Source organism: Nocardiopsis alba DSM 43377, assembly GCF_000341225.1.
Taxonomy (GTDB): domain Bacteria; phylum Actinomycetota; class Actinomycetes; order Streptosporangiales; family Streptosporangiaceae; genus Nocardiopsis; species Nocardiopsis alba.
The window spans coordinates 536,591-560,997 of sequence record NZ_ANAC01000010.1 but is presented as its reverse complement, the minus strand read 5'-3'; the positions used below and the strand labels follow the sequence as shown (position 1 = coordinate 560,997).

The following is a 24,407-nucleotide window of genomic DNA, read 5'->3' as shown; positions in this document are numbered from 1 at the left end:
TGCCCGTCATGGCCCAGTCCGCCCGTCCTCTGAACGTGCTCATCGCCTCGGACACCTACCCGCCCGACGTCAACGGCGCCGGATACTTCACCCACCGTCTCGCCGAGGGTCTGGCCGAGCGAGGGCACCACGTCCACGTACTCTGCCCCTCGGACGAGGGGGACCCCTACGTGACGGTGAACGGGGCGGTCACCGAGCACCGGCTGCGTTCGGCCCCGATCCCCTTCCAACAGCACATGAGAGCGGCCCTGCCGTTGGGCATGGGCGGTCACATCACCCGTCTCCTCGGTCGGCTGGACCCCGACGTCGTCCACACCCAGAGCCATTTCACGCTCAGCCGTTCGGCGCTGCGTCGGGCCCGCGCGGTGGGGATCCCGGTCCTGCTGACCAACCACTTCATGCCGGACAACCTGTACGCGCACGCCCGGGTGCCGCGGCCGATGCAGCGGGTCGCGGGCGCGGCGGCCTGGCGGGACATGGTCCGGGTGGCGGCCGAGGCCGACCACGTGACCACGCCGACCCCGCGCGCCGCCGAGCTTCTGAGGGAGAAGGGGTACGCGCGGGAGGTCGAGGCGATCTCGTGCGGGATCGACCTGGAACGTTTCCATCCCCGACCCCGCGATCGTGCTCGCGCGCGGCTCCGTTTCGGTCTTCCCGACCGTGACACGGTGGTCTTCGTCGGTCGTCTGGACGAGGAGAAGCGGATCGGCGACACCGTTCGCGCGTTGGCGAGGATCGTTCCGGAGCGCGACGCGCAGTTGGTCCTGGCCGGGACGGGACAGTGCGAGGAGGAGTTGCGCGCGCTCGCGGCCGGTCTCGGCGTGGGGGACAGGGTGTTCTTCCTGGGCTTCGTGCCCGACGAGGATCTGCCGTTGGTGTACGCGGCGGCGGACGCGTTCGCGATCGCGGGCGTGGCCGAACTACAGAGCATCGCCACGTTGGAGGCGATGTCGACGGGGCTGCCGGTGGTGGCCGCCGACGCGATGGCGTTGCCGCATCTGGTGGAGGAGGGGCGCAATGGCTTCCTTTTCCCGCCGGGCGACGACGCGCTGTTGGCGGAACGGCTGGTCACGGTGCTCGGTCCGGAGCGATCGAGGTTCGGGGCGGCCAGTCGGGAGATGGCCCTGGGCCACGATCACCGGCGTTCTCTCGAACGCTTCGAGCGGGTCTACGAGAGCCTGAGGGGGCGGGGGACGCTCCGGGCGTCCTCACACCGTTCTCTGGTCGCTTGAAAGCGGTGGATTCCTAAGAAAGTGGACAAAAGCGCCTTAGGCCACTTTCCGTATTCTTTGCGTAGCCATCGGTGATCTTGGGGCACATCGGGAAACACACAGGTTGTGTGGTTCGAAGGCATCAGTGGACAGGTAGGCCTCGGCCGGAGCGCCGCGGGCGTGAACGCGACCGAGGGTCTCGACGAGCGGCTGCACAGCGCCGAACGCGAGGCGGGCTCCCACGAGCGTGACATGTCGTCGTTCGAGCGCGAACGCATCGACCTGGAGCATCGGGTGAGCCGGATGGAGGCCGAACTGGAGTCCCTGCGCAAACGAAGACTGGAAGTCTACGCGCGTTGGTGGAACGCCCGTGACGATCGCGATCGGGCCCGCCACGTCTGTCGTCGACTCCGCAAGAAGATCGACAAGGCGCGCAAACGGGGAGGCGAGGGGTGAGGGTGCCGCGCTCGGCGCCCGTCCTCGAACCCGATCGTCGAACGTGACACGTCCGCCGAGACGCGTCGCGTTCGATGTCGTGCGCCCTCGTCCTCAGTAGGGGAGCTCCTCCCCGGAGGGTAGAGGGTCGATCTCCCCCTCCACATCGCGCGCCGCCTGCCTGAGCGCCTCCAGGGTCACCCGTACCGAGGGGCGACGCAGGGAGGCCGGCCGCAGCACCGCGTACAGGTGCCGGACCGGGGGCGAGGGCAGCCGACGGTAGACCAGCCCCGCCGGCGCGCCCACCATCGCCAACGCCGGGACCGCTGCGATCCCGATCCCGTTCGAGACCAGACTCAGGATCGTGCCCAGTCCCTCGAACTCCCATGTGGCCGCGGGCAACCCGCCGACCTCGGAGAACAGGGAGTCCGTGCCGTACCGGGAGCGCTCTCCCGCCGGGGCCACGATCCACGATTCCCCCAACAGCCGGTCCAGCACCAAGGGCACGTCCGGGTCGGCCAGCCTGTGGTCCTCCGGGACCGCCAGCACCATCGGGTCCCGCAACAGGTGGACGTGGCGCAGCCCGCTGTCGGGCCCCCGTCCCGGGTCCTGTCCGGTCCAATCGTCGATGATCGCGATGTCGACCTCGCGTGAACGCACCTTCTGGGTGCCGGTGGCCAGAAGGGTCTGACGCAGGATGAGCTGCATGCCCTCGTGTCGGCGAAGCGGGGGAGCCAACCGGGGGGCGAAGGCCACCGCGGCGGTCGGGAAGGCGGTGACGGTCACCACGCCCAGAGCGATGTCCGCCTGTTCGGCGAGGACGGATTCGGTCGCCTCCACCAAGGCCAGGATCTCCTCCGCCTGGGTGACCAGCAACCGCCCGGCGTCGGTCAGTTCGGCCCCTCTCGGGGAGCGGTCCAAGAGCGCGACCCCCGTCTCCCGTTCGAGTGTGGCCAACTGCTGGGAGACGGCCGAAGGCGTGTATCCGAGGGCGTTCGCGGTCGCGACGATGGTGCCTCGAACGCTGAACTCACGGAGCAATTGGAGGCGACGGAGATCGAGCATAAGGACATCTTATGCTCAGCATCGAAAAGACTCGCTTGTACTGATGGCGATTCCGGGGGAGGGTGAGGGTCAAAGGTCGTCCGCCCAGCGGATCACCGGTTCGAACAGGGGCTCAGCGCCTTAATCGATCAGTCGGAGATGAGTCGTCCATGACCGTCACTGTGTCCGCCACCCTCGCCGTCAACGAAGCTCTCAACGACAAGCGCCGCCAGGGGGTGCGTGTTCTGCCGCTCGGCTTCGGGGAGGCCGGGTTGCCGGTGCACCCGGTCATGCGGGACCGCCTCTCCGCCGGAAACGGGGCCAACGCCTACGGTCCCGTCGCCGGATCGGCCGCCCTGCGCGAGGCCGCCGCCGGTTACTGGGAACGTCGGGGACTGCCGACCGACCCCGGCATGGTCATCGCCGGTCCCGGAAGCAAGCCCCTGCTCTACAGCCTCCTGCTGGAGATCGGTGGGGACACCGCCATCGCCGCGCCCAGTTGGGTCAGCTACGCCGCGCAGAGCCGCCTGGTGGGACAGCGCCCCATCATGGTCCCGACCGCCACCGGCCAGGGCGGCGTACCCCAGCCCGACCTCCTGCACGCCGCCGTCACCGACGCCCGTGAGCAGGGACGTACGGTCAACGCCGTCGTCGTCACCGTCCCGGACAACCCGACCGGCACCGTCGCCTCGGCCGAGACCGTCCGCCGCCTCGCCGAGGTCGCCCGCGAACTCGATCTCGTCATCATCTCCGACGAGATCTACCGCGACCTGGTCCACCTCGGCCCCGAGGGCGAGGACCGCGTCGTCGTGCACAGCCCCGCGGAGTACGCGCCCGAGCGCACCGTCATCTCCAGCGGCCTGAGCAAGAACCTGGCCCTGGGCGGCTGGCGGATCGGCGTCCTGCGCCTGCCGGACTCCGAGATCGGCCACCGTCTGCGCGGGGGCCTGCTCGGGGTGGCCAGCGAGATCTGGTCGAGCCCCGCGGCCCCCGTCCAGGAGGCCGCGTCGTACGCCTTCACCGAGCCGGACGAACTCGTCGACCACATCGACCGCAGCCGCCGCCTGCACGGCATCGTGGCCCGCGCCGTCACCGACGTCTTCACCCGGGCCGGTGCCACGGTCGCCGCGCCGACCGCCGCCTTCTACCTCTACCCGGACTTCGAGCCTCTCCGCGAGCGTCTCGCGGAGCTGCACGGCGTGACCACCGGCCCCGGGCTCACAGGCCTGCTGCTGGAGCGGTACGGCATGGGCGTCCTGCCCGCGGTCGAGTTCGGAGAGAGCACCGACGCCCTGCGCATGCGGGTCGCCACCAGCCTTCTCTACGGCGAGTCCGAGGAGCGTCGTTACGCGGCCCTGTCCGCGCGTGACCCGCTGGCCCTGCCGTGGGTCCGCGCCCACCTGACCCGCCTGTCCGAGGTGCTCGACTCGGTGCTCTCCGAGAGCCCGAAGCACGCCTCCACCGTCATCCCGGTCCGCCGCGAGGTGGCCCGGGCCTGAAGCGATCCGGTCGGTCTCCGACCGGTTCGTGGATGTGCCGCCGCGTTTTAAGGGGGCGCGGCGGCAACCCCGAACGGGTCCCTCCCCATATCTCTCCCGGGGAGGGGCCCGTTTCGTCGTTCTCGAGCGGTCAGGGCTCCCTGTGCGAGGGGAGCGGCTCTCCGGCCAGTTCACGGCTGGGGGCGATCACCGACCTGTAGTGCTCGATCAGCTCCTCGTTGATCGTCTCCCATGTCCGGTGGGCGACCGAGGGACGTGCCGCGGCGGCCATGGACGCCCGCACCGTCCGGTTGTGCGCCAGTCGGCCCACCGCCACCCTCAACTCCCGTACCGAGTCGGGCGTGTACAACAGCCCGTTGAGCCCGTCGGTCACCAGATCCAGCGGCCCGCCGGTGGCGGGGGCGACCACGGGCACCCCTGAGGCCAGGGCCTCCTGGACCGTCTGGCAGAACGTCTCGTCGGCCCCGGTGTGCACGAACACGTCCAGGGCCGCGTACAGACGCGAGAGGTCGTCTCCGGTGCGTCGTCCGGTGAACACCGCGTCCGGCAGGAGACGGCGCAGCCGGGGGAGGTCGGGGCCCTCCCCGACCACGACCAGGCGGATACCGCGCAGTCGGGCGACGTGGGCGAGCAGCTCCACCCGTTTGTCCTTGGACAGACGACCGACGTATCCCACGAGCGTCCGTCCGTCCGGGGAGAGCCTGCGGCGCAATTCCTCGGAACGGTGACCGGGGGAGAAGCGCACGGTGTCCACCCCGCGTCGCCACAGTGCCAGCCGGGGGAAGGAACGCGCGGAGAGGGCCTCCATCGTGGCGGAGGAGGGGACCAGGGTGCGGTCCACCGCAGAGTGGGTCCTGTGCAACAACGACCAGAGGCCGCCGGTCCAGGGCAGCCCGTAGCGGCCGGCGAAACCGGCCAGGTCGGTCTGGAAGACGCCGACGGTCGGCAGCGCCCAGCGGCGGGCCACCTCCACGGCGGTGGCGCCGAAGACGGTGGGGGAGGCCAGGTGCACCACGTCGGGGCCGAAGGAGCGCAGGGCCGCGGTCATCGTGCGGAGGAAGGGCAGCCCGACCGCGAAGTCGCGGTAGACGGGCAGGGGGACGGCGGGCATACGCACGACGGGGAGACCCGCGTACGAGGACGGTCCGCGGCCGGGCGCCAGGATGACGGCCCGGTGGCCTCGGGCGGACAGATGCTCGGCCACACGGCACACGGAGTTGGTGACCCCGTTGACCTGGGGGAGGAAGGATTCGGTCACGATGGCCACCCTCAGGGGACGGCCGTGATCGGTGGTCGGGGGGAGGACGGTGAGCGGGGTGGTGGGGGACATGCGAACGGGCTCCCAACGCCGGGTTCTCGCTGTCCACGACGCTAGGCTCGGCGGGTGAACCGGGGACGCTTCCCGGACGAACCCGGTCCGAAGGCGGGGCGTGGGTTCGACGAGCAGGGGGTGACGTGGCCGGTACGGGCGGTCGTCCTCCGTATGACCCCGCACATCGCTATCATCACTTTATGTAGTCAAAAGAACGCTCTAGGGAGTTGATCGGTGACCCTCCAGGAATGGACGGAACTGGTACGCGAGGAACTCGGCGCGGCCGGAGGCGAGCCGCTCCACAAGGCCGACGTCGACCGTGTCCTCGACCTCGCGCGGGACGCGGCGCACTCCGTGGCACGCCCGGCCGCGCCGCTCACGACCTACCTGCTCGGTGTGGCCGTAGGTCGAGGTGTCGACCCCGAGGTCGCCGCGGACGCGCTCACACGTCTGGCGTTGGAGCAGGTCGAGGGCGGAAAGGACTGAACGGGACAAGATGGCGGGAGCCGGGATCGACGCGACGAAACGTTCATGTGGAACACATGTGACGTGTTCGTTACGCGTCGGTGCCATTCTGTGCCGATATCGCGCAGCGCTCGCCAGTGCCGACGTGACCACGAGAGCGTCGGTTCCCCCGCTTCGTCGCCGGTCCTCTCGACCCCGCACACTCACCGAAAGGGAGCTCCCCTGTGGACCAACTCCTTGAGATGGCCGATCTCGTCAGCGGCATCATCTGGGGACCCTTCGTCCTCATCCCGCTGCTGCTGGGGGTCGGTGTCTTCCTCACCGTCCGGCTGGGACTCATCCAGCTCATCCGCCTCCCGCACGCGATGTGGTTGGCCTTCGTCCGCCGCAAGGAGGACGCGTCCGTCGAGGGCGACATCTCGCACTACCAGGCCCTGAGCACCGCCCTGGCCGCCACCGTCGGCGTCGGCAACATCGCGGGCGCGGCGTTGGCCATCGGTATCGGCGGCCCGGGGTCCCTGTTCTGGATGTGGGTCATCGGCATCTTCGGGATGGCGACCAAGTACAGCGAGGCCCTCCTGGGGGTGAAGTACCGTCGCGCCGACGCCAAGGGCGAACAGAGCGGCGGTCCGATGTACTACCTCAAGTACGGCATCAAGGGCGGCCTCGGCACCACCCTCGGGGTGGCGTTCGCGGTCTTCGGCGCCATCGCCGCCTTCGGCATCGGCAACGGTACCCAGGCCAACACCCTGACCCAGCAGGTCACCAGCGTGACCCCGCTGCCGGCCTGGCTCGTCGGTCTGCTCCTCATGATCATCGCCGGTTCCGTCATCCTCGGCGGGATCAAGAGCATCGGTCGGGTCGCCTCCGCGCTCGTGCCGATCATGATCATCGGCTACGTGGGCATCTGCCTGATCGTGCTCGCGGTGAACTGGGCCGCCCTGCTGCCCGCGCTCCAGCTGGTCTTCTCCGACGCCTTCACCGGGACCGCCGCCACCGGCGGCTTCGCGGGCGCCGGCATCATGCTCGCCATCCAGATGGGCTTCGCCCGCGGCATCTTCTCCAACGAGTCCGGGCTGGGCACCGGCGGTATCGCCGCGGCCGCGGCCAAGACCACCCAGCCGGTCCGTCAGGCCATGGTCTCCATGACCCAGACCTTCATCGACACCATCATCGTGGTGAGCATGACCTGCATGGTCATCATCGTCACCGGTGTGTGGCAGACGGACAACGCGGGTGACGGCTCGCTGCTCACCTCTCGGGCCATGTCCGAGGGCCTGAGCGTCATCGACCCCGCCCTCGGCGCGGCCGGTACCTACATCGTCGCGATCTCCGTCGGCGTGTTCGCCTTCAGCACCCTGCTGGGCTGGGCCTACTACGGTGAGCGCTGCGTGGAGTTCCTCGGCGGCCGTAAGTTCGTGCTGCCCTACCGGCTCGTGTTCATCGCCATCATCTACGTCGGTTCCGTCGCCAGTCTCGACGCCGTCTGGCTGTTCAGCGACATCGCCAACGGTCTGATGGCGTTGCCGAACCTCGTGGGTCTGCTCCTGCTCTCCCCGGTCATCGTCGCCGAGACCAAGAAGTTCTTCGGTCACCCGAACTGGCGGGACCCCGACGCGGTCATGGAGGACGTCCGAAGCTAGGACGCCTCCCGACACGATGAGAGGACGCGGAGGGGGCCGGCTCCATGTGGAGCCGGCCCCCTCCGCCGTCATCGGCGGTCGTCTACCACCAGGCGTGGAAGTGGTGCACGGGCCCCTGCCCGCCGCCCGCGTCGATCTCCTCCGCGTGGAGCAGGGCCCGGGTGAGCCAGGTCTTGGCGTCGGTGACCGCGGCGGCCATGTCCGGCCTCTGGGGCAGCAGCGCGGCGATCGACGAGGAGAGGGTGCAGCCGGTGCCGTGGGTGTTCCGGGTCGGGACCCGGTCGGCCCGCAGCTCCAGGGGGTCGGAGACGCCGTCCACCAACAGGTCCACGCACTCCTCGCCGGGAAGGTGTCCGCCCTTGAGCAGGATCCGGCGCGGGCCCAGCTTCAGCAGCCGCTCCGCCTGGGAGTACATCGTCGCCAGATCGGTGGCCTCGTCCTCGCCGAGGAGGTCGGCGGCCTCGGGCAGGTTCGGGGTGATCAGGTCCGCGCGGGGGAGCAGCTCCCGGCGGAGCGCCTCCATCGCGGAGCTCTCCAGTAGACGGTCGCCGCTCTTGGCCACCATCACCGGATCCACCACCACGTTCGGCAACCGGTAGCGGTCGATCGCGGCCGCGACGGCCTCGGTGACCTCGGCGGTGGACAGCATGCCCACCTTGACCGCGTGCACGGTCGCGTCCTGGAACAGCGTGTCCATCTGGTCGGTGACGAACGAGGCCGGCACCCCGTGGACCCCGGTGACCCCGCGCGTGGACTGGGCGGTCAGCGCGGTCACCACGCTCATCCCGAAGACCCCGTGGGCGGAGAACGACTTCAGGTCCGCCTGGATACCGGCGCCCCCGCTGGGGTCGCTACCGGCGATGGACACGACGTTGTACGCACTCATGGGCGTTCCTTCGCTAGTACGAACTAGGGCAGGTTCGACGGGTGTGCTCTCAGCCGGTGGAGGAGATTCCGGCACCCCGCGCCTCGCGGGGCCGGACCCCGTGAAGGTGTCCGGCCCCGCCCCGATATGTGTTTTGTGGGCTTGTGTCCGACTCTAGTGGACGGGCATGTCCTCGTACCGTCGGGGGTTCTCGGCCTGGGCCTTCTTACGCTGCTCCCAGACGATCGAGGCCGTGACCACGAGGAAGCCGACCACCATGAAGGTCACCGTGATGGGGATGTCCGTCATCGGCAGGATCTCGCGGTCCTCGCTCTGCCAAGGCCACAGGGCGCGCAGAGAACCGGCCATGAGCCCGGTCAGCACCACCAGGGTGATGTGGTGGTGGTTCTCCAGCAGGAACTGGAGGACCTTCACGAACAACGCCAGGCCGGTGATCATGCCGAGCACGAAGACGCTGATGTAGGGCAGGTCCGCGGCGCGCAGGGCGGCCATGGTGGGCTCGTACAGACCGAGGGCCAGCAGGATGAACGAGCCGGACATGCCGGGCAGGACCAGGGCGCAGATGGCCACCGCGGCGGCGAAGAAGACCACGACCGGGTGCGTGGGCAGGTTGGCGCCCGGCAGGCCCATGATGAGGAACGAGAGGATCGCGCAGACCAGCGCGAGCAGGTAGTGCCAGGCCTTCCAGGTCTTGCCCGCCCCGGTGTAGGGGATCCACAGGCAGGCCAGGACCAGGCCGAAGAAGAGGGCGTAGGCGTACTGGGTGTGGCTCTCGACCAGCGGGGCGATGAGCACCGCGGCCAGGATCAGCGCGACCGCCATACCGATGAGGGCGGGGATCAGCACGGCCCAGTCGACCAGTCGGAACTGCTCCATGGCCCGGTCCTTGCCGCGGCCGCGGGGCACGTCGGTGACGTAACGCTTGATCCCGCTGACCACGTGGCCCGCGCCGCCGATCAGCTTGTCGTAGAGACCGACGATCAGGGCGACGGTGCCGCCGCTGATGCCGGGCAGAGCCTCGGAGGTGCCCACGGCTCCGCCGCGCACCGCGTTGAAGATGTAGGAGCCTACTGAGTTGGCCATGTTGTCGGGCGCTTGCCCCGGGACGACCGGGAAGGGGGCGCCGTCCTCCGTCCTGGTGGTGCCGCCGGTCCCGTGTCCACGGTAGGCCGGCGGAGCAAAAGGGGTACTGGTGGCGCGGCCCACGAGGGAGACCGGGAGGGTCCGATCCCTGGATCCGCGCCGAGGTTCATCGCCCCGGCCGCACGAGGGGAAGGGCGCTGGGGCCCCGGGGCCGGGCGTCGTCATTCTAGCGTCGCCCGAAGGGGACAGAAGCGTCTCGGCCGTCCGGATTCCCGGTTCCGGCTGATGAAATAACTCTGAGATCGACAGCCGAAACCGATGCGGATGGGAAGAGAGTGAACTCGGGTCCTCCCGAGAAGCTTCCCGGCCAGGAGCCGGGAAGGATCCCGAGGATCAGAGTCCGGAGGGCCCGGTCAGGGTTCGGACGGCGGAGGAGGGAGAGCGGTCGACCACGGAGGCCGCCCACCGGTAGTCCTGTTTGCCGACCGCGGTACGCCGCACCCGGTCCACGAAGTGCACGGTCCGGGGCACCTTGAACCCCGCCAGACGACCACGGCAGTAGGCGCGCAGCGCCCTCTCGTCCAGAGCGCTCTCGGCGGTGGAGGAGACCAGGGCCGTCACCCGCTGGCCCAACGTCTCGTCCGGCGCGGGCACCACGATCACGTCGTCCACGAAGGGGTGCGACTTGATCACCGCCTCCACCTCCTCGGGGTAGACCTTCTCCCCGGCGGTGTTGATGACCACGCTTCCCCGGCCCAGGAGGACGATCGATCCATCGGAGGCCCGGGTCCCGTAGTCGCCGGACAGCGCCCAGCGTCGGCCCGCGGAGTCGGTGGGGAAGGTGCGGGCGGTGGCGATGGGGTCGTTGTAGTAGCCCATCGGGATCCGACCGGTCCGCGCGATCCTGCCGACCTCGGGAGAGCCCGGCGGCAGTGGTCGCAGAGCGTCGTCGAGCACCTCGATGCTGCCGCCCATGGTGAAGCTGCGCCGGTCGGTGGCGTCGGCGACCGTGGCCGCGGTGTCGGGGGCGGTCGCCGAGCCGCACACACCGGTCTCCGAACCGCCGTAGGAGTCGGCCAGCACCACGTCCTCCCGCCAGGCCCGCCACAAGGCCTGCACGGAGGGGGTGAGCGGGGTGCCGCCGGAACGCACCGAGGTCAGATCCGGACACAGGCCGGGCTCGGTGAGCAGGTGCCGGGCCAGCGGGCGGGCCATCGCGTCGCCCACGAGCTGAACGGTGTGCACACCCTCGCGGTGCGCCAACTCCAGGATCCGGTCGGGTCGGAAGCTGCGGTCGGTGGAGAGCACCACGCGCTTGCCGCACAACAGCATGCTCAGGGCGTTCCACTGGCCGGCGGCGTGCATGAGCGGGCCCAGCACCAGCATCCGCTGCGGGAAACAGCGTACGGCTCGGGCGGCCACGTCCTCGGGGGTGCGGGACCGGGGGGAACCCGGGGCGCGACGTTCCACGGCGGCGCGGAAGATGTCCGCCTGGCGCCACAGCACCCCCTTGGGATAGCCGGTGGTGCCTCCGGTGTAGAGCAGGTAGTGGTCTTCACCGCTGGTCACGGGGAGCTCGGGCGTCGGAGAACCCTCGGCGCCCTGGGCGGCCAACGCCTCCTCGTAGTCCACACCGTTCAGCGCGGCGTCGCGTTCCGTGCCGTCCTCCAACAGGAGGACGTGCCCGAGCCGAGGGAGGTCGGGGAGGACCGAGGTGACCGTCGTGGCCAGGGAGTCCTCGGCGATCAGGGCCACCGCGTGGGAGTCGGCGAGCACGTGTCGGAGTTCGCCCGCCACGTACCGGTAGTTCACGTTGACCGGGACCGCGCCCGCGCGCAGGATCCCCAGGAAGGACTCGACCCATTCGGCCCGGTTGAAGGCCAGGATCGCCACGTTCTCACCAGGGCGTACACCGGCCGACACCAGGTGGCGGGCCAGGCGGGTGGAGCGATCGTGCAGGGCGCGGTAGGTGAGCCGCCGGGGACCCGCGATGATCGCGATCCGCTCCGGCACGGCCCGACTCACCTCCGCCATCAGACCGGCGAGGGAGAAGGGTGTGTCCGGGGACGCGTGTGGCACGGCTGATCCTCCCTGACGTCGTGTGACGGCCGTCCCCGGCGAAGGCGCTCGCGGCGGCTGTGACTGTACGGCGACCGTACCCCTCGCGGACCGACCTGATCGTGGAAAGCCGTGTGGACCGCGTCACCTGCGTAACCGTGCTCCGTCACCCTTTCGTGGCCGAGCCCGGAAGAGTCCCGCTCAGAGGGCGTACCGGTGACGACGACCCCCGGGTTTCGGGCCCTTCCCGCGGTCGGTGATGTCGGCCACCTCTTGTGTGCTCACCGGATCATCTGCTCAACTCTTGGAGATCCCGCCGGCGGGGCGCTACCGGGCCTCACGGTGGGTATCTACTGTCTGACATCGGTCAATGGTGATCGGAGCGGCTTAGATGACCTCCCACAATCCGGGACAGCAGGACTCCGCCGGAAACCCCGTCGGAGAGGGACTCTCCAGCGCTGACCACATCGAACTCGCCCAGGCGAGGTCGGCGCACAACTACGCACCCCTGCCCGTCGTGATCGCCGAAGGCCGTGGTGCCTGGGTGACCGACGTGGAGGGAAAGAGGTACCTCGACTGTCTGGCCGGCTACTCGGCCATGAACTTCGGTCACCACAACCCCGAACTGATGGCGGCGGCGCACGCCCAGCTCGATCGGGTGACGTTGACCAGCCGGGCCTTCTACAACGACCGTTTCGGTCCGTGGGTGAGCTCTCTGGCCGACATGGTCGGCAAGGAGAAGGTCCTGCCGATGAACACCGGCGCCGAGGCGGTGGAGACCGGGATCAAGGTGGCCCGTAAGTGGGGCTACGAGGTCAAGGGCGTCCCCGAGAATCAGGCGACCATCGTCGTGGCCGGCGCCAACTTCCACGGCCGCACCACCACGATCATCTCCTTCTCCTCCGACCCCGAGGCCAAGACGGGCTTCGGCCCCTACACGCCGGGGTTCCGCTCCGTGCCCTACGGGGACGCGGCGGCGATCGAGGAGGCCATCGACGACACCACCGTCGCGGTGCTGATCGAGCCGGTGCAGGGCGAGGCGGGCGTGATCGTGCCGCCGAACGACTATCTGCCCAGGGTCCGCGAGATCTGTGACGACAACCGCGTGCTCTTCATCGCCGACGAGGTCCAGGCGGGGCTGGGTCGCACCGGCACCATCCGGGCCTGTGAGCACACCGGAGTGGTCCCCGACGCCTATCTGTTCGGCAAGGCACTGGGCGGCGGCATCCTCCCGGTGTCGGCGATGGTGGCCGACGAGGACGTGCTCGGGGTCATCCAGCCGGGCCAGCACGGCAGCACCTTCGGCGGCAACCCGCTGGCGGGCGCGGTGGGTTCCACGGTCGTCCGGATGCTGACCGAGGGCCCCTACGTGGAGAACGCCCGCCGACTGGGCGATGTTCTCAATCGACGACTCAAGGAGTTCGTCGGCGACGGTGTGGTCTCGGCCCGCAGCATCGGCCTGTGGGCCGGCGTGGACGTCGACCCGGCCTTGGCCTCCGGCAAGGAGCTGTGCAAGCGGCTCGCCGAGCACGGGGTCCTGGTCAAGGACACCCACGGCTCCACCGTGCGCATGTCGCCGCCCCTGGTGATCGAGGAGGAGGACCTCCACTGGGGCCTGGACCGCTTCGCCGAGGTCATCCGGGAGCTCAAGGCCGAGAAGGCCTAGACCCCTCGCGCGAACACCGGCGCCCCGGTCCGTTCTCCGGACCGGGGTGCCGTCGTGTGCGAAGGAGGGGTCTCAGGAATCCGCCGCCGGTTCCCGAGAGGCCTCGTCGGCGACCTCGTCGCCGTCCCCCTCCTCCCCGTCCTCGGGATGGACCGGGTCCAAGGGGCCGCCGAGCTCCCTGGTGAGCACGTCCGGGTCGACCTTCTCCAACCGCTCCTTGGACTGGTACAGGACCCGTTCCGGCCCCTCCGCGATCTGGAGGCGGACCCGTTCGGCGATCGACCGCTGCCCCTGCGCGGTGGGGTGGAAGCTCGCCCGGTCCACCTTCAACCCCTCGCCGATCTGTCCCAGGACGATGCCGTTCAACCAGGCGTCGTCCTCGCTGACCTCGTGGCCGCTCAACGAGCTGAAGACGTTCACGAACTCGACGCTGCCGACCTGACGGGCCCCGTACACCTCGCCGTCGGCCCGGTAGACGGTGTCCCGGATCCGGTCGTTGAACCGTTCGGCGAGCCCGTTCAGCCACAGTTGGTCGTTGGCGGAGAGGGTGTAGTACATGCCGGGAGGATCCTCGGGGAACAGCCTCGGGTAGCCCAGGACCAGCACACGCGCGTCCGGAGCACGGTCACGGATCTCTCCGAGGACCTCGGTGAGGGTCTTCTCGAAGCGGTCCATGCGCTCGTCGACCTCCGACTCCTGGTCGGTGCAGGCCGTCCGCTCCAGGAGCGGCATACGCATGATGCAGGTACGCAGGACCGGGATGAACCCCAGGTCGTTCCCACCGATGCCGAGGGTCACCAACGAGGTGTGCTCGGTGACGCGTTCGAGTTGCGACTCGGGAGTGCCGAGCTGCTCGAGCATCTGCGAGCCCCGGTGGCTGCTGCACGCGTAGAAGGCCAGCGAGCCCTCGAAGGGGAACTCCTCCTCGATCAGCCTGGGGTAGGCGTTCTCCGAACGCCAGCACTCACCGGGCTCGGCGGTGAGGGGATCGTAGTCGCCCGCGCCGTCCCCGGAGGAGTAGGAGTCGCCCAGGGCGACGTAGTTGCCCCACAGGGCGGCCTCCTCCGGTTCCACCCGCACCCGCCAGTCGACCTCCTCGTCCTCGGTGATCGGAGGAAGGGGTTCGCCGGGGCAGACCCCGCCGGTGACGTCGCACCACAGGTCGAGCAGACCGTTACGGGTGGTGGGCACGGCCACCACCGCGACCATGATCAGGGCGAGGGCGGCGGCAACGACCACGGCGATCCGGGCCCGCCGGCGTCGGGGCCGCGCGACATCCCCTTCGCCTTCGGCACCCTCGGGCGCGGTCTCCTCGTCGGTCGACCCGGCGGTACCGGGGTCCTCGGTGGGAGCGTCGTCGGATCGGGGGGTCTCTTCGGGCACGTCGGGTTCACCGTCGCGTGCTGACACGGCCGTTACCGCCTCCCGCGTACTCGGGCGTCTGGTCCAGCAGTCAGGTTACCCGGGGTGGATTCGCGGAGTTGACGCCCGATTCCACCCCTACCGGGGAGGACACGAGGTCGGGGGAGAAGAGGGTGTGGAGGGGGCGACCCAGCGGCGGCCAAGCCCGCTGGGTCGCCCCGGCCCTCATGTGCCAGGGAGGCATGTCCATGACTCTGCCGCCTCGAGCCCGCGCAGTCACCAGTGGAAGACCACAAAGAATCGGTGCCGATCCCTGGCTCGGTTGTACGGAGTGTCACCATGGCCGGGGTCCCGGGGCCGGCGGGACGTGCGAGGACGCGCCAAAGCCCAGGCGCGAATCTTTGTCGGCTTCCACGGCTGACGATCGGTCGTCGCGCCGATACGTTTCCAGCAGCAGCGACCGAACCGCCACCCAGGGGACCCCTTGAACCTGCTCATCACCGGCATCACGACCCAGTCCTCCATCGCCTACGCGATCGCCGAGGAGGCCATGCGTCAGGGACACGACGTCATCCTGACCAACCCTCCGGGCCGCGCCTTCTCCATCTGCGAACGTATCGCCAAGCGACTGCCGAAGGAACCGGTGGCCGTCCTGCCGATGGACGTCACCGACCCCGAGCAGATCGACGCCACGGTCGAGGCGGTCCGTGAGCACTGGGACCACGTGGACGGACTGCTGCACGCCATCGCCTACGCCCCCGAGTCGGCTCTGGGCGGCAACTTCCTCAACACGGGCTGGGAGGACGTGGCCAAGGCGATCCACGTCTCCGGCTACTCGCTGGCCGCCCTCACCGTCGGTATGCGCGACCTGCTGGCCAAGGCGCCCGAGGGCGCCGGCGTCGTCTCGCTGACCTTCGACGCCAGCGTCGCCTGGCCGGTCTACGACTGGATGGGATCGGCCAAGGCCGTCCTGGAGAACTCCGCCCGCTACCTGGCGCGCGACCTGGGACCGGAGGGGATCCGGGTCAACACGATCTCCGCCGGTCCGATCAAGTCCCTGGCGGGCGGTTCCATCCCGGGCTTCTCCCAGATCGCCGACTCCTGGGGCGACAACTCCCCGCTGGGCTGGGACACCAAGGACGCCTCCGTGGTCGCGGGCCCGGCCCTGTTCCTGATGTCTCCGGCCGCCCGGGCCGTCACCGGTACGGTCATGCACGTGGACGGCGGCTACCACGCGATGGGCGCGCCCATGGCCCCCGACGTCCAGGGCTGAGCGCACCCGGCCCCGAGGGGACGGAACACGCGAGGGCGGCACCCACCGGGTGCCGCCCTCGAACGTTCTCCGGGAGACCCCCGACCCGGCTCAAGGTCGACGGCCCCGATGGAACCTAGCCCAGCTTGGTCTTGCGGGCCTCGGCGAAGCGCTCCTGGACGTCGGCCCAGTTGACGACGTTCCAGAACGCCTTCACGTACTCGCCCTTGACGTTCTTGTACTGGAGGTAGAAGGCGTGCTCCCACATGTCCAGCATGAGCAGCGGCTGCGTGCCGATGGCGATGTTGGCCTGCTGGTCGTAGAGCTGCTCGATGATCAGGCGCTGACCGAGGGCGTCCCAGGCCAGGATGGCCCAACCGGAACCCTGGATGCCGGTGGCCGCGGCGTTGAAGTGCGCGCGGAAGGCGTCGAAGGAGCCGAACTGGTCGTCGATGGCGGCGCCCAGTTCGCCCTCGGGCTTGTCGCCACCCTCCGGGGACAGGTTCTTCCAGAACACGGAGTGGTTGACGTGGCCGCCCAGGTGGAACGCGAGGTTCTTCTGGAGCTGGTTCACGGTGCCGAAGTCACCGGCTTCGCGGGCCTCCGCCATCTGCTCCAGGGTGCTGTTGGCACCGGCGACGTAGGTGGCGTGGTGCTTGTCGTGGTGCAGCTCCATGATCTGACCGGAGATCCACGGCTCCAGGGCCGCGTAGTCGTAGGGCAGTTCGGGAAGCGAGTACGGCGCAGACATCTCTGACGCACCTTTCCAAAGACGCGATTCGTCGGGCTTACCAGCGATGTGATCGCTACTCAGCAAGCTATCAGCCGAGGCGCCGCACCCCCGATGTCAGGCTGTCGACACCAGTGGACGGGAATAAAATCCGGCGGCGACACCCGATCCGGGGCCCTCCGCCCAGGCCCTCGCCCACGCCCGCCGGCCCGGGGACCCACCGCCCCCGGGGTCCGTTTTCTCCGCGAACCTCCTCGGGGTTCCTTTGCGGAAAGGCGCCGGACCCCCATGGTTACCCTGGCCGACACATCCCCCGTGCTCCGAAGGGGCGAGGGGGAGAGTTGTCCGCGCGTTCCATCGTCATTCACCGCGGTGGCATCGGGAACGGGGAGAATGCAGCGCCGAATTCGAATGGCGGGACCCGCACGCCCGTTCGGTGAATCATCCTTCCCCAGCTCCCGAGGCCGCCTCCGAACATGAGTGACACCACCACCGGGGTCCCCGTCCCCTCGTCCCCGCGCAGTGCCCCCTCCGACGCACGAGCCGTGTCTTCGACCGTGAGCGGAGGCGGCCATCGACCCGAGATCGAGGGTCTGCGCGCCCTGGCGGTACTTCTGGTCGCCGCCTATCACATCTGGTTCGGTCGGGTCTCCGGCGGCGTGGACGTGTTCCTGCTGCTCACCGGTTTCCTCATCACCGGTTCCCTGGTGCGCGCGGTCGAACGCGACGGACGGATCCGCTTCGGCGCCTTCTGGGCCCGGCTGATCGGTCGTCTGGCCCCGCCGGCCGCCGTGGTCCTGCTCGCCACCATGGGCGCCATGTACCTGTGGCTGCCCCGTTCCCGATGGGCGGACGTGCTCGCCGAGGTACGCGCCTCGGCCCTCTACCACGAGAACTGGGCCCTGGCCCGGGACGCGGTCGACTACCTGGCCCGCGAGGCCGCGGTCAGCCCCCTCCAGCACTTCTGGTCGCTGTCCATCCAGGGGCAGTTCTACCTGATCTGGCCGGTGCTGATCACCCTGGCGGCGATCCTGGCCTCCCGCTCGCGGCTGCCGCTGCGTCCCACGATCCTGGCCCTGATCGTCGCGGTGTTCGCGGTCTCCCTGACCTACTCGGTGTACATCACCGGCCGTGACCAGGCCTGGGCCTACTTCGACACCGGAGCACGACTGTGGGAGTTGGCGTTGGGCGGGATCCTCGCCCTGGCCATCACCCGGGTACGGATGCCCGCCCGGGTCCGTGTGGTCCTGGGCTGGGTCGGTCTGGTCGCCCTGGTCTCCTGCGGCATGCTCGTCCAGGTCTCCACGCTATTCCCCGGGTACATCGCCCTGTGGCCGACCCTCGCCGCGCTGCTCATCGTCCTGGCCGGGACGACCGGGAGCCCTCGAGGGGTCGACCGGCTGCTGACCTGGCCGCCCCTGATGGCGCTGGGCCGGCTCTCCTACACGATCTACCTGTGGCACTGGCCGCTCCTCGTCTGTTATCTGGAGGTCACCGGGCGCCGGCTCGCCACCCCCTGGGGCGGCGCCGCGATCCTGGGCGCGTCGATCCTGCTGGCCTGGATGACGCATCGCCTGGTCGAGCGCGGCCTCGAGCCGTTCACGAGGTCGGCCGACCGTCGGAGCCCGGTGCGCCCGACCGTGGTCGCCGCCCTCTTCCTCGTCCCGGTCCTGGTGCTCTCGCTGGTGTGGACGGAGCGTCTGGAACAGGAACGGGAGCGCAGGGCTCACGAGATCGCCTCCCCCGAGAGTTACCCGGGTGCCGCCGTGGTCGCGGATCCGTCTCTGCTCGACTCGCTCCCGGACGTCCCGGTGCGTCCGGACCCCGAGGACTCCAAGATGGACCTGTCCTCCCACCATCAGGAGGGCTGCCACGTGAACCTGGCCTCGGAGGAGCTGGTCGTGTGCGACCGCGGTCCCGCCGACGCCGAACACACGCTCGCCCTGGTGGGCGCCTCGCGCACCGCCCACTGGTACCCGGCGGTGGAGGCGGTCGCCGAGAAGTACGGCTGGCGTCTGGTGTCCTTCACCAAGAGCGGTTGTCCATTCGGCCTGGCGCCCTCGACCAGGGACGGGGCCCTGTTCGAGGAGTGCGAGGTCTGGAAGGAGAAGGCGCTGGCCGAGTTGGAGGAGCTGAACCCCGACGCGGTGCTGCTCTCCTCCACCCGGGCCTTCGTCGACGGCGAGGCGGTGGAGGACGGCTACACCGACCTGTGGTGGCACCTGAACGACCTGGGGATCGACGTGGTCGGCCTGCGGGATCTGCCCCGACTGCCCTATAGGGGAGGGGAGTGCGTGGAGGCCGGAGACCCGGCCGAGTGCACCAGCCCGGCCTCGCGCAGCCTCGCGGCCGTGGACCCGGCCACCCTCGAGGAGCTGCCGCCCAACGTCGAACCGATGGACCTGACCGAGTACGTGTGCCCGGGCGGTTCCTGCGACGCCGTGGTCGGCAACGTGTTGGTGTACTGGGACCACTCGCACATCACCGCCACCTACGCCCGGACGCTCACCCCCATGGTGGAGAAGGCCCTGTTGGAGGCCACGGGTTGGTGACCCGGGCCGTACGCCCCGGGCCCCCGGAAAGGGGGTCCGGAGACGTTTCGGCCACTCTGCCGTGAGCCCCGGATGAGGGGGTGGTGAACGCTGGGGGAATTGTCGCTCACGTGGGTTTCGAAACGGCACATGTCGCCCCCGGTCACCTTTTCGAGAGGTTAATGTCGAAAGCGCACGGTGGCTTTCTCGGTGGCGTTTTTCTCGAAAAGGGCACGAGATCGCCGTGCGCAGGTCGCCGCTCCCCTTCCGCGGAGGTAACCCCCATGAATTCCCTCAGGCGCAGGATCCGCCGCCTTCTGCCCCTGGTCGCTCTGGCCGGCCTGGCCGTGTTCGCGACCCCCATCGTTCTCGGCGGATTCGGTCTGATCACGTGGGGCGAGGTGGTCGTCGGTACCGCCGTCCTGCTCCTGGGAGCCCTGGTGTGCGCGCTCGGCGCGGCCCTGTGGCTGACACGCCGTTCGGTGCGGGAACTGTCCACCTCCGTACGGACCCAGACCCGCACGGTCACCGAGCTCCTGGGCCGGGACCGACTGGAGCTGGCCCGCGCCCTCGACGAGGTCCGAGGCGAGGTGGCCGACCTGCGAGGCAACGCCCTGCCCAAGGCGGTCCAGACCGTCGTCCGCGCCGGAACCCGCCAGGGCCGCGACGACTACGAACAGCAGGTCGCCTGGTCCGAACTGCGCGGTCACCTGGACGTGGCCCCCTTCATGCCGCCGCTGCGCGGCTGGGCCGCGTCCCCGGACGTCCTGCGACTCCTGGTCCGGATCATCGAACGGGACCGCCCCGCGCTGGTGGTGGAGTGCGGAAGCGGGGCCTCCAGCGTGTGGATCGGCTACGCCCTGCGCAAGGCGGGGACCGGCAGGCTCGTCGCCATCGAGCACGACGCCCGCTACGCGGAGCTGAGCCGCGACCTCGTCGCCGCCCACTCCCTGGAGGACGTGGTCGAGATCCGGCACGCCCCCCTCGCCCCGGTGCCCGCCGAATACGCGGACGGGGTCTCCGCCGATGTGCCCTGGTACGACACCGAGGCGCTGGTCGACCTCAAGGGCATCGGTCTGGTCTTCGTGGACGGTCCGCCGCAGGCCACCGGGGTCGAGGCCCGTCACCCGGCGGTCCCCGTCCTGCTGCCCGCCTGCGAGGATCACGCCGTCTTCGTCCTCGACGACGCCGCCCGCCCCGACGAGCGCTCTCTCGGTGAGCGCTGGCTCGCGGCCCACCCCGATCTGGTCAGGACCGAGGAGCCCACCGAGAAGGGCGCGCACGTCTTCACCCGAAACGTCCGCTGACCGAACCGACCGAGGCGTCCCCCAGCCGAACCGAGAGGGCCACTCGATGATCACCACCGTCCTCCGGCACGCCCTGCGTGCCCGTGGAGACGAACCGGCCGTGCTCTGCCACAGCGGAGCCGGCACCCTTCGGGAACTGTCCGGCCTCCCCCGGAACGCCGGGGACCGGACCGTGGACCTGGGAGCCCACCCCCTGGGCGAGCCGATCCCTATCGGAGTGGAGGGGGCGACGGACGATGAACGGGAGCCCGTCGCCGGCCTGGTGGCACTGGTCGCCGCCACCCCCACCGACCTCCACCGCGCCCTGACCGCCGCCGTCCACCTGCCCAAGGCCGTCCAGGTCGTCGTCGCCCTCCTGGACACCCCCGGGCACCAGGACCCGCCGGTCCCGGCGGGGCCGGGCATGGGCCAGTGGCGCGACCTCCAGGAGCTGCGGGTACGCCGGGTGGGCCGGCGCGGCTGGGTCTGCGAGTTCTTCTTCCCCAACCCCGTCGAGTCGGCCCCGGTCCTGGACGCGGTCCTGCACGGCACCCGTGGCCGCCGTCGAGGCCCCTCCGTGGCCCCCTTGGCCGCGCTCAACGGGGCCGAGGCCTCGCTCTGGCGCCCCGGGGACACCGGCGCCCACGGGGTCGAGCAGGGCGGACCGGTCCCGCTGCGTCGGGTCACCCCCGTCGCCGACCTGGCGCTGCGGGTGGGCGATGGAGCCGCGGCCGTGGACTGGGCCGATGAGAAGGTCCCGGTCCTGGACCGGGTCACCACCGGGACCGACTCCTGGGAGGGGCTGGCCGGAGAACACGGGCGAGAGCGAGCCGCGGGGCTCACCGTCTCGGCCGTCGCCGACCCCGTATCCCTGATCGCCCCCATCGATGAGACCACGGTCAATCCCACCGGGTTCGGCAAGGCGGAGAAGGGCCCCTTGGGCCACCTCACCCTGAACGGCGACCGGGCGGTCGTCCGCGACGGGAAGAAGGACCTGATCGAGGTGGCCGCCGACGGCACCGTCACCGACGTGGACCTCGCCGGCATCCGCCACCTGCGCGGGGTCCGGATCGACTGGACCGGTCACACCGGCCCGACCGCGGCTGTGCGCGCCGTGGCCTCCCTGGCGGCCGGAGGGGTTCCGCTGGTGGCCGAACCGGTCCCCGGCTGGGCCGCCGGGTTGGGGACGACGCTGATCGACGCCATCGAGGGCGCGACCGAGGCCGACCTCACCGACCGATTGGCCCGAGAGGAGCACAGCGTCCGTCTGCGTCGCGCGGCCCTGCGCACGCACGGCCTGCGTTCGCGTTGGCGGGGTCTGGCCGCGGAGACCGGGATCCCGCTCCCGCCCGAGCCCCGGGTGTCGGTCATCCTGTGCACCAGGCGGCCCGACATGGTCGGTTTCGCGCTGGCCCAGATCGCCCGCCAGCGCGGGGTCGCGTTGGAGACCGTCCTCACCTTGCACGGCTTCCCGGCGGATCTGCCCGAGGTGGCGTCCGCGATCGACGCCTACCGGGAGACCGGCCTGCCGATCGTCGTCCACGAGGCCTCCGCGGAGCGGATCTTCGGTTCGGTGCTCAACGATTCCGTCGCCCGCGCCTCCGGCGACCTCATCGCCAAATGGGACGACGACGACTGGTACGGCCCCGAGCACCTGGCCGACCTGGTGCTGGCCCGGACCTACTCGGGGGCCGAGCTGGTCGGCACCGGTCAGGACTTCGTCTACCTCCAAGAGGTGGATCTGATGGTCTGGCGCAGCCGCGAGTCCGAGACCGCCACCCGCTTCATCGCCGGGGGCACGATCCTCACCGACCGCGTGGTGCTGGAGGAGACCGGAGGTTTCCGTCCGCTGCCGCGCGCCATCGACACCCAACTGCTCATCGCCGTGTCCCGGGGCGGGGGGCGCGTCCACCGCACCCACGGGCTGGGGTACGTGTTGCGTCGCACGGGCGGCGGACACACCTGGTCCGAGGACATGGCCTACTTCCTGCACAACTACGCACGACAGTGGTCCGGCTGGCGACCCAGCTCCCTCCTGGAGGGCGAACCCGTCCCGTTGGGGCGCCCCGTCGACGGTGGAGAGCCGGTCGTGACCGCGACGTACCCGGGGGGATCAGCATGACCAGTACCGAAGAGCACACCGCCCCCGCCGTGGCCGGGACGACCTCACCGGGGTCGCCCCTGCCCCGGGGCGCGGTGGACATGAGCGCGCAGCCGAGGGTGCGCCGCAACGACCACGCGGTGCTCTCTCCGCCCCCGTTGGGTGGGTGGGAGCCGTCGTTGTCGGTGAGTGTGGTGGTTCCGGCTCATGGTGGTTCGGAGAAGTTGGCGTTGGTGTTGGCTTCGTTGGCGGCTCAGAGTTATCCGGCTCATCTCATGGAGGTGGTCGTGGTGGACGATGGGAGTCCTGAGCCGTTGGTGTTGCCTCGTGTGCGGCCGGAGAATACGCGGTTGGTGGTGTCGGCCGAGGGTGGTTGGGGTTCGGCTCATGCGGTGAATACGGGTGTGGGGGTGTCGTCGGGTCAGGTGGTGTTGCGTTTGGACGCCGACATGTTGGTGTATCGGGAGCATGTGGAGTCCCAGATGCGCTGGCATCACCTCATCGACTATGGAGTGGCCCTCGGGCACAAGCTGTTCGTCGACTTCGATCCCGCGGCGATGACCCCCGAGTACGTGCGCGACGAGGTCGCGGCGGGGCGGGCGGATCGTCTCTTCGACCGTGATTCTGCCGACCCGCACTGGGTGGAACGTCTGATCGGTCAGCACGATCGGCTGAGGACCGCCGGTCGACTCTCCTACAAGGTGTTCATCGGCGCGACCGGTTCGTTGCACCGTTCGCTGTTCGACGCGGCCGGGGGCATGGCTCCCGAGCTGGTGCTGGGCGGCGACACCGAGTTCGCCTACCGTGTGGCGCAGCAGGGCGCGGTGTTCGTCCCGGACCTGGACACGAGCAGTTGGCACCTGGGCCGCTCACAGATGCAGACCCGACGCGACGCCGGCACCCGCTACCGGAGCCCCTATGTCTCCAACCGGGTGCCCGATTTCCACCTGCGCCGCAAGCGCCCCGACCGCCAGTGGGAGGTCCCGCTGGTCGACGTCGTCGTCGACACCGCGGAACGGACCCTCGAGGAGGTCGACACCACGGTCTCCGCACTGCTGGACGGTTCCACCCCGGACCTGCGCCTGTGGCTCCTGGGTCCCTGGTCACGGCTGAACGACGAGCGCCGCAGGCCCTTGGACGACGAGCTCCTCGACCCCCGACTGATCCACGAGACCTTCCGGGGCGACCCGAGGGTCCGGTTCGTCGAGGAGCCCCCGGAGACCGACCCGCGCGTGCCCTTCCGTCTGTTCCTCGGGGGCGGGCCCGCTCTCGGATCCACGGCCGTGGCCGACCTGGTCAAGGAGATCGACAAGGAGGGGGCGGGCCTCCTGTGCGCCCCGCTGCCCGGCGCCACCCGTGCGGGGGACGGGCTGTTGCGTCTGGAGCGCGGCTCCGCCTACGCCCGAGCCCGTCACCTGGAGCCCGAGGCCGAGGGTGCCGACCTGGACCGGGTCGTGGAGGAGACGCACGGCACCCACTGGATCCCGGGGGAGCGCTTCCTGGCGGTCGACGAGGGTGAGGAGACCCCGACGGCGCGGCCCGAGGTACTCCAGCAGAGGCTGGACAAGGCCCTGGTCGAGGCCGACCGTATGCGTGCCCGTGCCCAGAGGGCCGAACGCAAGCTCCGTTGGTTCACCCCGGGCCTGGGGCGCAGGGTCCTGCGCCGGATCGCCCGCTGAACGACGGGGTGACGGGCCGTGGGGCGACCGCTCCGCGGCCCGTCCTCGTGAAAGGGCGAGGACGACACACCCCTTCGTAAAAGTCACCAACCGTGATCATTGTGGCACTCTGTGTTTGGCCCGTCTCGACGGGTGACCACAGTCTCGCCTACACGCCCGAGGTT

Annotated in this window: 18 protein-coding genes and 1 riboswitch; of the genes, 11 read left to right on the top strand and 7 right to left on the bottom strand. The window is 70.0% G+C overall.

What is annotated here, in order from left to right; all coding sequences use genetic code 11:
- Window positions 1-8: 8 nt before the first annotated feature.
- Together D451_RS0109725 and D451_RS0109720 are read left to right on the top strand one after the other, a co-directional pair.
- Window positions 9-1,232: a glycosyltransferase gene (locus D451_RS0109725; RefSeq protein ID WP_014910333.1), complete on the top strand. Its 1,224-nt coding sequence runs from the start codon at window positions 9-11 to the stop codon at window positions 1,230-1,232.
- 105 nt (window positions 1,233-1,337) lie between these two features.
- Complete coding sequence (locus D451_RS0109720; protein WP_014910970.1) at window positions 1,338-1,667, top strand: hypothetical protein; 330 nt, start codon at window positions 1,338-1,340, stop codon at window positions 1,665-1,667.
- A gap of 93 nt (window positions 1,668-1,760) precedes the next feature.
- On the opposite strand, the gene D451_RS0109715 is transcribed toward D451_RS0109720, so the two are convergent.
- The gene (locus D451_RS0109715; protein WP_014908420.1) at window positions 1,761-2,711 is read right to left on the bottom strand and encodes a LysR family transcriptional regulator; all 951 of its coding nucleotides are present in this window, start codon (window positions 2,709-2,711) and stop codon (window positions 1,761-1,763) included.
- 149 nt (window positions 2,712-2,860) lie between these two features.
- On the opposite strand from D451_RS0109715, the gene D451_RS0109710 reads away from it, so the two are divergent.
- Window positions 2,861-4,189, top strand: a complete 1,329-nt coding sequence (locus D451_RS0109710) for a pyridoxal phosphate-dependent aminotransferase (protein WP_014911662.1) — start codon at window positions 2,861-2,863, stop codon at window positions 4,187-4,189.
- Window positions 4,190-4,319: 130 nt separating this feature from the next.
- On the opposite strand, the gene D451_RS0109705 is transcribed toward D451_RS0109710, so the two are convergent.
- On the bottom strand, window positions 4,320-5,519 hold the full coding sequence (locus D451_RS0109705) for a glycosyltransferase family 4 protein (RefSeq protein WP_017534247.1): 1,200 nt from the start codon (window positions 5,517-5,519) through the stop codon (window positions 4,320-4,322).
- A gap of 216 nt (window positions 5,520-5,735) precedes the next feature.
- Here D451_RS0109705 and D451_RS0109700 point away from each other — a divergent pair, with 216 nt between their 5' ends.
- Both D451_RS0109700 and D451_RS0109695 read left to right on the top strand, forming a co-directional pair.
- Window positions 5,736-5,987, top strand: a complete 252-nt coding sequence (locus D451_RS0109700; protein ID WP_017534246.1) for a DUF6457 domain-containing protein — start codon at window positions 5,736-5,738, stop codon at window positions 5,985-5,987.
- 203 nt (window positions 5,988-6,190) lie between these two features.
- Complete coding sequence (locus D451_RS0109695; protein ID WP_017534245.1) at window positions 6,191-7,609, top strand: alanine/glycine:cation symporter family protein; 1,419 nt, start codon at window positions 6,191-6,193, stop codon at window positions 7,607-7,609.
- An 82-nt stretch (window positions 7,610-7,691) separates the two neighbouring features.
- Here D451_RS0109695 and thiD read toward each other — a convergent pair whose 3' ends face one another.
- The 3 genes from thiD to D451_RS0109680 all read right to left on the bottom strand — a co-directional run bounded on the left by thiD (window position 7,692) and on the right by D451_RS0109680 (window position 11,657).
- The gene (gene thiD / locus D451_RS0109690) at window positions 7,692-8,495 is read right to left on the bottom strand and encodes a bifunctional hydroxymethylpyrimidine kinase/phosphomethylpyrimidine kinase (protein ID WP_017534244.1); all 804 of its coding nucleotides are present in this window, start codon (window positions 8,493-8,495) and stop codon (window positions 7,692-7,694) included.
- A riboswitch (TPP riboswitch) is annotated at window positions 8,484-8,584 on the bottom strand. Its footprint overlaps the gene before it by 12 nt.
- A 64-nt stretch (window positions 8,585-8,648) precedes the next feature.
- Entirely contained in the window at window positions 8,649-9,578 is a 930-nt protein-coding gene (locus D451_RS0109685; protein WP_193789603.1) for a DUF368 domain-containing protein, read from the bottom strand.
- Between the two features lie 393 nt (window positions 9,579-9,971).
- Window positions 9,972-11,657 carry an acyl-CoA synthetase gene (locus D451_RS0109680; protein ID WP_017534242.1) on the bottom strand — a complete coding sequence of 562 codons (1,686 nt, stop codon included), beginning with the start codon at window positions 11,655-11,657 and terminating at the stop codon, window positions 9,972-9,974.
- Between the two features lie 370 nt (window positions 11,658-12,027).
- On the opposite strand from D451_RS0109680, the gene rocD reads away from it, so the two are divergent.
- Complete coding sequence (gene rocD / locus D451_RS0109675; protein ID WP_017534241.1) at window positions 12,028-13,302, top strand: ornithine--oxo-acid transaminase; 1,275 nt, start codon at window positions 12,028-12,030, stop codon at window positions 13,300-13,302.
- A gap of 72 nt (window positions 13,303-13,374) precedes the next feature.
- Here the strand turns inward: rocD and D451_RS0109670 are convergent, their stop codons facing one another.
- A complete protein-coding gene (locus tag D451_RS0109670; RefSeq protein ID WP_017534240.1) occupies window positions 13,375-14,712 on the bottom strand; it encodes an SGNH/GDSL hydrolase family protein in 1,338 nt (445 codons plus the stop codon).
- A 436-nt stretch (window positions 14,713-15,148) separates the two neighbouring features.
- Between D451_RS0109670 and fabI the strand changes: the two genes are divergently transcribed.
- Window positions 15,149-15,937 (top strand): enoyl-ACP reductase FabI, encoded by a 789-nt coding sequence (gene fabI, locus D451_RS0109665; protein WP_017534239.1) that lies wholly within the window; start codon window positions 15,149-15,151, stop codon window positions 15,935-15,937.
- A 115-nt stretch (window positions 15,938-16,052) separates the two neighbouring features.
- Here the strand turns inward: fabI and D451_RS0109660 are convergent, their stop codons facing one another.
- Complete coding sequence (locus D451_RS0109660) at window positions 16,053-16,667, bottom strand: superoxide dismutase (RefSeq protein WP_014910931.1); 615 nt, start codon at window positions 16,665-16,667, stop codon at window positions 16,053-16,055.
- A gap of 455 nt (window positions 16,668-17,122) precedes the next feature.
- Between D451_RS0109660 and D451_RS0109655 the strand changes: the two genes are divergently transcribed.
- From D451_RS0109655 to D451_RS0109640, 4 genes are all read left to right on the top strand, one after another.
- A complete protein-coding gene (locus tag D451_RS0109655; RefSeq protein WP_017534238.1) occupies window positions 17,123-19,198 on the top strand; it encodes an acyltransferase family protein in 2,076 nt (691 codons plus the stop codon).
- Between the two features lie 263 nt (window positions 19,199-19,461).
- A complete protein-coding gene (locus D451_RS0109650; protein ID WP_017534237.1) occupies window positions 19,462-20,484 on the top strand; it encodes a class I SAM-dependent methyltransferase in 1,023 nt (340 codons plus the stop codon).
- Between the two features lie 46 nt (window positions 20,485-20,530).
- Window positions 20,531-22,585: a glycosyltransferase gene (locus D451_RS0109645; RefSeq protein WP_036567893.1), complete on the top strand. Its 2,055-nt coding sequence runs from the start codon at window positions 20,531-20,533 to the stop codon at window positions 22,583-22,585.
- Window positions 22,582-24,243, top strand: a complete 1,662-nt coding sequence (locus D451_RS0109640) for a glycosyltransferase (protein ID WP_017534236.1) — start codon at window positions 22,582-22,584, stop codon at window positions 24,241-24,243. The genes D451_RS0109645 and D451_RS0109640 overlap by 4 nt, the downstream gene beginning before the upstream one ends.
- Window positions 24,244-24,407: the final 164 nt, after the last annotated feature.